General features: G+C 67.2%; 10 protein-coding genes. 5 read left to right on the top strand and 5 right to left on the bottom strand.

Annotation, left to right across the window (positions count from 1 at the left end; genetic code table 11):
• Position 1 precedes the first annotated feature (1 nt).
• The 3 genes from ACQY72_RS15360 to ACQY72_RS15370 form a co-directional block, all read right to left on the bottom strand.
• Entirely contained in the window at positions 2-343 is a 342-nt protein-coding gene (locus ACQY72_RS15360; protein ID WP_428154636.1) for a VOC family protein, read from the bottom strand.
• Between the two features lie 246 nt (positions 344-589).
• The gene (aroC, locus tag ACQY72_RS15365) at positions 590-1,675 is read right to left on the bottom strand and encodes a chorismate synthase (RefSeq protein WP_428154637.1); all 1,086 of its coding nucleotides are present in this window, start codon (positions 1,673-1,675) and stop codon (positions 590-592) included.
• Between the two features lie 8 nt (positions 1,676-1,683).
• On the bottom strand, positions 1,684-2,418 hold the full coding sequence (locus ACQY72_RS15370; protein WP_428154639.1) for a DnaJ C-terminal domain-containing protein: 735 nt from the start codon (positions 2,416-2,418) through the stop codon (positions 1,684-1,686).
• Between the two features lie 109 nt (positions 2,419-2,527).
• Between ACQY72_RS15370 and pdxH the strand changes: the two genes are divergently transcribed.
• The gene (gene pdxH, locus ACQY72_RS15375; protein ID WP_428154640.1) at positions 2,528-3,202 is read left to right on the top strand and encodes a pyridoxamine 5'-phosphate oxidase; all 675 of its coding nucleotides are present in this window, start codon (positions 2,528-2,530) and stop codon (positions 3,200-3,202) included.
• Positions 3,203-3,209: 7 nt separating this feature from the next.
• On the opposite strand, the gene queA is transcribed toward pdxH, so the two are convergent.
• Positions 3,210-4,295, bottom strand: coding sequence for a tRNA preQ1(34) S-adenosylmethionine ribosyltransferase-isomerase QueA (queA, locus tag ACQY72_RS15380; protein WP_428154641.1), 1,086 nt, complete (start codon positions 4,293-4,295; stop codon positions 3,210-3,212).
• A 289-nt stretch (positions 4,296-4,584) separates the two neighbouring features.
• A complete protein-coding gene (locus ACQY72_RS15385) occupies positions 4,585-5,871 on the bottom strand; it encodes a D-amino acid dehydrogenase (protein WP_428154642.1) in 1,287 nt (428 codons plus the stop codon).
• 132 nt (positions 5,872-6,003) lie between these two features.
• Between ACQY72_RS15385 and ACQY72_RS15390 the strand changes: the two genes are divergently transcribed.
• The 4 genes from ACQY72_RS15390 to ACQY72_RS15405 all read left to right on the top strand — a co-directional run bounded on the left by ACQY72_RS15390 (position 6,004) and on the right by ACQY72_RS15405 (position 9,113).
• On the top strand, positions 6,004-6,453 hold the full coding sequence (locus ACQY72_RS15390; RefSeq protein WP_428154644.1) for an Lrp/AsnC family transcriptional regulator: 450 nt from the start codon (positions 6,004-6,006) through the stop codon (positions 6,451-6,453).
• Between the two features lie 30 nt (positions 6,454-6,483).
• Positions 6,484-6,960 carry a hypothetical protein gene (locus ACQY72_RS15395; protein WP_428154646.1) on the top strand — a complete coding sequence of 159 codons (477 nt, stop codon included), beginning with the start codon at positions 6,484-6,486 and terminating at the stop codon, positions 6,958-6,960.
• Positions 6,961-7,021: 61 nt separating this feature from the next.
• Positions 7,022-7,378 carry a RidA family protein gene (locus tag ACQY72_RS15400; RefSeq protein WP_428154647.1) on the top strand — a complete coding sequence of 119 codons (357 nt, stop codon included), beginning with the start codon at positions 7,022-7,024 and terminating at the stop codon, positions 7,376-7,378.
• Between the two features lie 52 nt (positions 7,379-7,430).
• Positions 7,431-9,113 carry a lysine--tRNA ligase gene (locus ACQY72_RS15405; RefSeq protein ID WP_428154649.1) on the top strand — a complete coding sequence of 561 codons (1,683 nt, stop codon included), beginning with the start codon at positions 7,431-7,433 and terminating at the stop codon, positions 9,111-9,113.
• The last annotated feature ends 22 nt before the right edge of the window (positions 9,114-9,135 follow it).

Raw genomic sequence — 9,135 nt, forward strand, 5'->3', positions numbered from 1 at the left:
GTCAGCCCTCGGACCAGACCGCCATTTCGGTCCCGGCCGGATCGACGAAATGGAACCGGCGACCGCCGGGGAAGGCGTAGATCGGCTTCAGGATACGCCCGCCGGCCGCCTCGACCTTTGCCAGCATGGCTTCCAGATCATGGGCGTACAGCACGGGCAGGGGCGTCTTGGTCCGTTCGGCCTGATCGGCGTCGAACCCGCCGTCCAGCCCCTGATCGAAGGCCGCATAGGTCGGGCCGTAGTCCACGAAGGTCCAGCCGAACGCCTGGCTGTAGAATTCCTTGGTCGCAGGCAGGTCTGCGGCGGGCAGTTCGAGATAGTCCAGCTTTCCGTCTTCACGCACGGTTGATCTCCTCAGTTCGACGCCACCGACCGATCCCTCTTGCACGACGCCCGAACATGCGCAAACCTGCAAACGGTTCGCAGTTGCAGGAGTCGGCGATGATCGTGATGACGACGGGATTGTCGGGCCTCGTCGCCCTGATGCGGCAGGAGGAGCGCGCGGTCGAGCCGCCGCCCAGACCGCAAGCCGGTCACCCGCAAAGCCTTCAATCCATCGTTTCGGCGCGCAGACCGAGACGATAAGCCGTCAGCCGATCTGGGCGCGGTGCCTCAGAAAGGCGTCGGCCAGGACGCAGGCGACCATGGCTTCCACCACCGGCACGGCGCGCAGGGCGACGCAGGGATCATGGCGTCCCTTGGTGCGCAGGTCCGTTTCCTCGCCGTCGCGCGTAACGGTCTGGCGCAGGGTCAGGATCGACGATGTGGGCTTGAACGCCACGCGCGCCGTCACCGGCTGACCCGTCGAAATCCCGCCCAGCACGCCGCCCGCCTTGTTCGACAGGAAGACCGGTTGCTTGTTCAGGTCCAGCCGCATCTCGTCGGCATTCTCTTCGCCCGTCAGTTCGGCGGCCTCGAAGCCGGCGCCGATCTCGACCCCCTTGGCCGCGTTGATCGACATCAGGGCCGCGGCCAGCTCCGAATCCAGCTTGCCATAGATCGGCGCGCCCCAGCCGGCCGGAACGCCCGTGACCTCCAGCGCGACCACGGCGCCGACCGACGACCCGGCCTTGCGAATGCCGTCCAGATAGGCCTCCCAGGCGGGCACGACCTCGGCCGAGGCGACGAACAGCGGATTGCCGGATACGGCGTCGAAATCCACTTGATCGGGTGCGATCCGGTGCGGTCCGATCTGGACCACGCCTGCGCGAATCCTGACGCCTTCGCCCAACACTTTGCGGGCCACGGCGCCGGCCGCCACGCGGCTGGCGGTCTCGCGCGCCGAGGACCGTCCGCCGCCCCTGTGATCACGCACGCCGTATTTGGCCTGATAGGCGTAGTCGGCGTGGCCCGGCCGATAGGCGCGGGCGATCTCGCCATAGTCCTTGGACCGCTGGTCCTCGTTCTCGATCATGATCGAGATCGGCGTGCCGGTGGTGACCGGGCCGTCACCGTCATCGAACACACCCGACAGGATGCGCGCCGTGTCGCTTTCCTTGCGTTGGGTCACGAAGCGGCTGCCGCCGGGCTTGCGCTGATCCAGCCACGGCTGGATGTCCGCCTCGGTCAGCGGGATCATCGGCGGGCAACCGTCCACGACGCAGCCGATGGCCGGCCCGTGGCTCTCGCCCCAGGTGGTCACGCGAAACAGATGGCCGAAGGTATTGTGCGACATGCGGTGACTTATGCCGCCAGACGCTCCTGCGTCCAGACCCGCGTGAACCGCAAAAGCAGGTCTTCCGCCGCCGACGGCACATCCGACGACGGCGTCAGCGTCACGAACAGATGCCCGGCCTCGCGCGATCCGCGCGCCGGCAGGCCCAGGCCTTTTAGTCGGACCCGCACCGGCGCGGCCATGTCCGCCGTGATCCAGGCCGAGCGCGTGCCCGCGTGGGTCTCGATCTCGACCCGCCCGCCATCGGCCATCAGGCGCTGTTCCGTGGGCCAGGTCATGAAGATGTCGTCGCCGACGACCGACAGCCCGTCCTCGGGCCGGATCAGAACCGACAGATAAAGGTCGCCGCCGTCCGCCGCGCCGCGCCGCAGTCGCAGATGATCGCCGCTCCGCAGGCCCTTCGGCGCCGTGACCCGCACTGTCCGCGCGCCCAGCCGCAGTTCGACACGCGCGCCGGCGATGGCCTGCATTGGGCTGAGCACCAGCACGGGCGCCGGCGCGGGACGCTGCTTAGGCGCGGACAGGGCCGGCCGGGCGGGCTGATGCGCCTGGATCAGGCGATAGGCGGCGATCACGCGCCGGAACCGCTCGGCGTCGCCTCCGGCCTGGTCGGGGCGCGCCGCCTTGATCGCCGCGCGGAAGGCGGTCTTCAGCGCGGCGGCGTCGACATCGCCGCTGAGACCCAGCGTCGAAAGGGCCTCGCGGACGCCGGAAACATCGGAGGGGTGACCATGCGCGCTCATCCCGTCACCGTTCGCCCATCAGGGTCAATGGCCGGTTAACCGTGCTGAGCAAACGGCCGTTTTGACCTCGATCATTTCCAGAACGGCTCACAGGGATTAGATCAACAACATGACCGCATCCGTGATCCCCCCCAGCCCGTCGCGTGAGGAATACGCCCGCGACTATGCCGCCGCCCTGGCCGCCAACGGCGACGAGACCATTTTCGCGCGCGCCGAACCCATCGGACTTTTCGTCGAGTGGCTGGCCGATGCGCGGGCGCATGAGCCGAACGATCCCAACGCCATGACCCTGTCCACCGTCGATGCGGACGGCCTGCCCGATGCGCGGATCGTGCTGCTGAAGGACGTCGATGCGCGAGGTTTCACTTTCTATTCCAACAGCGAGAGCGCCAAGGGCGTGGAGCTAGCGGCCTGCGCCGCCGCCGCCCTGACCTTCCACTGGAAGTCGCTGCGGCGCCAGGTGCGGGTGCGCGGCGCGGTCGAGCCGGTGTCGGCGGCAGAGGCCGACGCCTATTTCGCCAGCCGCGCCCGCGAAAGCCGCATCGGCGCCTGGGCCTCGGAGCAGTCTCGGCCCCTTTCGGATCGCACGGTGCTGGAAGAGGCCGTGGGTCGCGAAACGGCGCGGTTCGACGGCCAGGACGTGCCGCGTCCCGAGCATTGGACCGGCTGGCGGGTCGTGCCGCAATCGGTCGAGTTCTGGCGCGACCGGCCGTTCCGCCTGCATGACCGGCTGCGGTTCGAGCGCGACGGCGAGGCCTGGCGGTCGGGACGTCTTTGGCCCTGATCCGCGATCAGTCGCGGAAAAGCAGCGATCCGTCGCCGTAGGAATAGAAGCGATAGCCATCGGCGATGGCGTGGGCGTAGGCCGCCTTCATCGTCGCGCTGCCCGCAAAGGCGCTGACCAGCATGAACAGCGTCGACTTCGGCAGGTGGAAGTTGGTCATCAGCACGTCGACCGCGCGGAACCGATAGCCGGGCGTGATGAAGATGGCCGTGTCGCCGTGGAAGGGCCGGATTTCGCCGTCCTCGGCCGTGGCGCTTTCCAGCAGACGCAAGCTGGTGGTGCCGACGCAGACGATGCGGCCGCCGTTCGCATGGACGGCGTTCAGGGTGGCGGCGGTCTCAGGTGAAACCTCGCCCCATTCGCTGTGCATCTTGTGATCGGCCAGGTCGTCGGCCTTGACCGGCAGGAAGGTGCCGGCCCCGACGTGCAGGGTCACCGCGTGGGTCGAGACGCCCCTGGCCCGGATGGCGTCGAGCAGGGCCGGGGTGAAATGCAGGCCGGCGGTCGGAGCGGCGACCGATCCGTCATGCTCGGCGAAGACCGTCTGATAGTCCGAACGGTCGCGGTCGTCCTCGGGCCGTTTGGCGGCGATATAGGGCGGCAGAGGCATGACCCCCACGTCGCGGATGGCGCCGTCCAGCGCCGGGCCAGACAAGTCGAACGTCAGGGTGATCAGGCCGTCGTCGCCCTTTGCCGTCACCGTCGCATCGAGCCGGCCCAGGTCGCAGGCGGCGTCTGAGGCGAGGCCGAACCTCATCCGGTCGCCCGGCTTGATGCGCTTGCCCGGCTTCATGAAGGCGGACCAGACATCGGGGGCGTCGCGGTGATGCAGCGTCGCCTCCACCTCGACCGTCAGGGTCTCGCCCTCCGCCCCGACACGCTGGCGCACGCCCGACAGACGGGCGGGGATGACGCGCGTGTCGTTGAACACCAGGGCGTCGCCGGGTCGCAGGAAGTCGGGCAGGTCGCGGATGACCCGATCCTCCAGCGCGCCGCCCTTCACGACCAGCAGTCGCGCAGAGTCTCGCGGATCGGCCGGACGCAGCGCAATCCGGTCTTCAGGCAGGTCGAAATCGAAATCGGCGGTCTTCATCGCGCGCTCTATAGGGCTGTCGGGCGACCCACGCCACGCCGGGACGCGCTGCCAGCGCATTTCGGTCGCACGGGTTCTTGATTGCCAAGGGGATTTGTCGCCCGAACGGCTTTTACCCTAACGCGCCCTATCCGCGTGTTAGGATGGCTGCCGATCTTTGACAGCGTGAGTTCAGACGATTCAGACACTTTAGACGGTGAATTCTCGCTCGCGTCTCAGGTTGCCGACATCGGGAGTTCAGACGAATTAGACACTTTAGACGGTAAAAATCGCCGGTCAGCGTCTGATGTCAGTTGTAGCCGGGCGCAAACGCCCCCGCCCAGGCGCCGTAGCGGTTCAGGGACAGATCGCGCGTCTCGATCTCGGGCGACCGGCCGTCGATCATGTCGGCCAGCACGCGGGCCGAGCCGCACGACATGGTCCAGCCCAAGGTGCCGTGGCCGGTGTTCAGATACAGGCCTGGGATCTTCGTTGCGCCGATGACGGGCGTGCCGTCCGGCGTCATCGGGCGCAGTCCGGACCAGTAGCTGGCGCCCGCCAGATCGCCGCCGCCGGGGAACAGGCTGCCGACCGAATGGGCCAGGGTCTCGCGACGCAGGGCGGGCAGGGTGTTGTTGTAGCCTGACAGCTCGGCCATACCGCCGACGCGGATGCGGTCGCCCAGGCGGGTGATCGCCACCTTGTAGCTTTCGTCCATCACGGTGGAGACCGGCGCGCGGTCTTCGTTCAGGATTCGGGCCGTGATCGAATAGCCCTTCACCGGATAGACCGGCAGGTCGAGGCCCAGAGGCTTGGCCATCATCGGCGAATAGGAACCGAGCGCCAGGACGACCAGATCGGCGGACATCGCCCCCTTGCTGGTCAGGGCGCCGGTCGCGCGGCCGTCCGTGGTCGTGATGGCGTGGATTTCGGTCTCGTGGTGGAAGACCACGCCCCGCTCCGCCGCCAGCTTCGCCAGGGCGTTGGTGAACAGGAAACAGTCGCCGGTCTCGTCGTGCGGCAGGCGCAGCCCCCCGACGAAATCGACATCAGAGGCGCCCAGGCCGGGTTCGGCGGCGATGCAGCCGGCGCGGTCCAGCACCTCGCACGGGACGCCGGCGGCCTTCAGCACGTCCACATCCTTGTGCACGTCGGCCAGCTGCTTCTCCGTGCGGAACAGCTGAAGCGTGCCCTGCTGGCGGCCGTCATAGGCGATGCCGGTGTCGCGGCGCAGCAGGTCCAGCTGGTCGCGGCTGTATTCCGCCAGACGCACCATCCGGCTCTTGTTCAGCGCATAGCGGTCGTGGGTGCAGTTGCGCAGCATGGCCAGCGTCCAGCGCACCATGGCCATGTCCAGCCGGGGTCGAACGATCAGCGGGGCGTGGCGCATCAGCAGCCATTTCATCGCCTTGACCGGGATCGATGGCGCGGCCCAGGGCGCGGAATAGCCTGGGGAAATCTGGGCTGCGTTGGCGAAGCTGGTTTCCAGCGCCGGACCCGCCTGGCGATCCACCACCGTCACCTCATGCCCCGCCTGGCTGAGATACCAGGCGGTGGTGACGCCGATGACGCCGGAACCCAGAACCAGAACCTGCATGTGACGCTTCCGAACCGTGTTGATTGTCGGCGAAGTTACCCTCGCATCGTTCGATGATCCTGCCTGTTTGCGCAATGATCTGCGACTGATAAGGTCTGCGCGCAATTATTTGCGGTCGAAAGGCGGAAACTTGTGACCCTGCTTGATCCCATCGACCAGCGCATTCTTCAACGGCTTCGCGCTGATGGCCGCGTAAGCAATGCAGACCTGGCCACGGCGGTCGGTCTGTCGCCGTCGGCGTGCCTGCGCCGGGTGCGACGGCTTGAGGAGCGCGGCGTGATCCGAGGGTATGCGGCCGTCCTCGCCAATGACGCCGACGACGGGGTGGTGGCCTATGTCGAGATCACGCTGGAGAAACAGACCGACGACCATATGCGCCGGTTCGAGGCGGCGGTGCGCAACCATCCCGAAATCCGCGACTGCTATCTGATGGCGGGCGAGGCGGACTATATCGTGCGGGCCGTGGCCCCCGACATCGCGGCCTATGAGGTGATCCACAAGGATGTGCTGTCGCGCCTACCGGGGGTGTCGCGCATCCACTCCAGCCTGGCGATCCGAAACGTTCTGGCGGCGCGCGGCTGAACCCTCGTCGTCGTGCGGTGTTCAGACGGCATGAAGATCACCGAACTGTTGCCCTCCGCACTCATCGGCGCCGTCGCCAGCGCCCGTTCCATGACCCCGATGGCGGCCATCGCGGCGGCCGAGTTGGCGCACAGGCCGACACCGGGCCGGGTCTTCCTGTTGAACCAGCCGCTGTTCAAGTTCGGCGCCCTGGCCATGGGCGTCGGCGAACTGCTGGGCGACAAGATGAAGTCGGCGCCCGACCGCACGGTCTTTCTGGGCCTGTTGGCGCGGGTGATGAGCGCCGGGATCGCTGGGTCGGCGCTGGCGCCGCGCGGCAAGGAAAAGCTGGGCGCCGGCGTCGCCGTCGCGACCGCCGTGCCGTTGGCCTATCTGACGCTGGCCGGTCGCAAGAAGGCCATGGCCCGCATCGGCCAGACCCGAAGCGGACTGATCGAGGACGCCCTGATCGTCGGGGCGGGCGCTCTGGTCGTCGGTCTGACGGTCGCCCGGTTTAGCCGCCGCTAAGCGCTCGACAGGCGAGGGGCGGGCGGCGATAGATGCGACAGCATCTCCACAGGAACCCGCCATGATCACCCGCATCCAGCCCGGCGCCCGCATGAGCGAAGCCGTCGTCCACGGCGACACCATCTATCTGGCCGGCCAGGTCGGAGAGCCGGGCGACGACGTCATCGCGCAGACCAAGACGGCTCTGGCCGAGGTCGAAGCGTTGCTGGCCGAGGCGGGCAGCGACAAGTCGAAGATCCTGATGGCCCAGATCTGGCTGGCGGACATCGGCGATTTCGACGCGATGAACAGCGTCTGGGACGCCTGGGTGGACACCGCCAACCCGCCCGCCCGCGCGACGGGCGAGAGCCAGCTGGCGTCGCCGGAGTATCTGGTGGAAGTGATCGTCATTGCTGCAACGGGGGCCGCGAAGGGCTAATCGCGGCGGCTAAGCGGTTGACCGGGCGGTATGCAGACTGCAAACCGCCGACATGTTGCAGAACCTCGAAACCCTCGCCCGCGAGGCCAAGTCCTGGCCGTTCGAACAAGCCCGCAATCTGCTGGCCCATGTGCTGAAGAAGCGCCTGACCGACGCCGAGCGGGATGCGGCGAAACTGTTGATCGACGCGGGCAAGGCGGACGAGGCGCTGGCGACCTTCCCGGCGCTGCAACGGCCGGTGATCCTTGAGACCGGTTATGGTCCCTCGGGCCTGCCCCACATGGGCACCTTCGGCGAGGTGGCGCGCACGACCATGGTGCGCAACGCCTTCCGCGCCCTGACCGGCGATCATTGGCCGACGCGCCTGATCGCCTTCAGCGACGACATGGACGGCCTGCGCAAGGTGCCCGAGGGCATCCCGAACCCGGAAATGCTGCGCGAAGATTTGCACCTGTCGCTGACCCGCGTGCGCGATCCGTTCGGCACGCACGACAGTTTCGGGGCGCACAACAATGCGCGGCTGAAGGCCTTCCTGGATTCGTTCGGCTTCGACTACGAGTTCATGAGCTCCACCGAGACCTACAAGTCCGGCCGGTTCGACGCGACGCTGCTGACGCTGCTGGAGCGGTTCGACGCGGTCATGGCCATCATGCTGCCGACCCTGGGCGAGGAGCGGCGCGCCACCTATTCGCCCTTCCTGCCGGTCAGCCCGATCACCGGCCATGTGCTGCAGGTCCCGACCCTGGCGCGCGACGTCGAGAAGGGAACCATCACCTTCGAGGATCCAGCCGGCGAGCCCGGAAACCGCACCGAGGTTCCGGTCACCGGCGGCCATGTAAAGCTGCAGTGGAAGCCCGACTGGGCCATGCGCTGGGTCGCGCTGGACGTCGATTACGAGATGTCGGGCAAGGACCTGATCGAGAGCGTGCGCGAGTCGTCGAAGCTGTGCCGCGCTCTGGGGGGCACGCCGCCGGAAGGCTTCAACTACGAGCTCTTCCTCGACATCGAGGGAAAGAAGATCTCCAAGTCCAAGGGCAATGGCCTGACGATGGACGAATGGCTGCGCTACGGCACGCCCGAGAGCCTGAGCTGGTATATGTTCCAGTCGCCTAAGTCGGCCAAGAGCCTGCACTTCAACGTCATCCCGCGCGCGATCGACGACTATCTGGCCTTCATCGAAAGCTACAAGACGCAGGAGCCGGCCAAGCGGATCGACAACGCCGTCTGGTCGATCCATGCGGGCGATCCGCCGACCCACACGTCGCCGGTGTCCTTCGCCCTGCTTCTGAACCTGGTTGGCGTGGCAAACGCCTCGACCAAGGACCAGCTGTGGGCCTATTTCGCCAAATATCTGCCCGAGGCGACGCCGCAGAACGAGCCGCTGCTGGACCGGCTGATGGGATCGGCGCTGAACTATTACGAGGACTTCGTGAAGCCCTCGAAGGCGTATCGCCTGCCCGACGACAAGGAGAAGGCGGCGCTGCTGGACCTAGCCGGGCGGTTAAAGGCTTTGCCTGCGGACACGACCGATGGCGAGCTGATCCAGGCCGAGGTCTATGCCGTGGGCAAGGCGCACGCGTTCGAGCCGCTGCGGGCCTGGTTCGGTGCGCTGTACGAGGTGCTGCTGGGCGCCAGCCAGGGCCCGCGCTTCGGTTCGTTCGCTGCCATCTATGGTCTGCAGCAGACGATTGAATTGATCGAGGCGGGGGCGAACGGGAAACTGGCGCAACCTTGACCTTGCGTCAGGATTGTTAACC

Source organism: Brevundimonas sp., assembly GCF_965279155.1.
Taxonomy (GTDB): domain Bacteria; phylum Pseudomonadota; class Alphaproteobacteria; order Caulobacterales; family Caulobacteraceae; genus Brevundimonas.

What these genes read in the sequence shown, in the direction of transcription:
- aroC (WP_428154637.1), bottom strand. Translation starts at nt 1,675, where the DNA reads ATGTCGCACAATACCTTCGGCCATCTGTTTCGCGTGACCACCTGGGGC.
- ACQY72_RS15370 (WP_428154639.1), bottom strand. Translation starts at nt 2,418, where the DNA reads ATGAGCGCGCATGGTCACCCCTCCGATGTTTCCGGCGTCCGCGAGGCC.
- pdxH (WP_428154640.1), top strand. Translation starts at nt 2,528, where the DNA reads ATGACCGCATCCGTGATCCCCCCCAGCCCGTCGCGTGAGGAATACGCC.
- queA (WP_428154641.1), bottom strand. Translation starts at nt 4,295, where the DNA reads ATGAAGACCGCCGATTTCGATTTCGACCTGCCTGAAGACCGGATTGCG.
- ACQY72_RS15385 (WP_428154642.1), bottom strand. Translation starts at nt 5,871, where the DNA reads ATGCAGGTTCTGGTTCTGGGTTCCGGCGTCATCGGCGTCACCACCGCC.
- ACQY72_RS15395 (WP_428154646.1), top strand. Translation starts at nt 6,484, where the DNA reads ATGAAGATCACCGAACTGTTGCCCTCCGCACTCATCGGCGCCGTCGCC.
- ACQY72_RS15400 (WP_428154647.1), top strand. Translation starts at nt 7,022, where the DNA reads ATGATCACCCGCATCCAGCCCGGCGCCCGCATGAGCGAAGCCGTCGTC.
- ACQY72_RS15405 (WP_428154649.1), top strand. Translation starts at nt 7,431, where the DNA reads ATGTTGCAGAACCTCGAAACCCTCGCCCGCGAGGCCAAGTCCTGGCCG.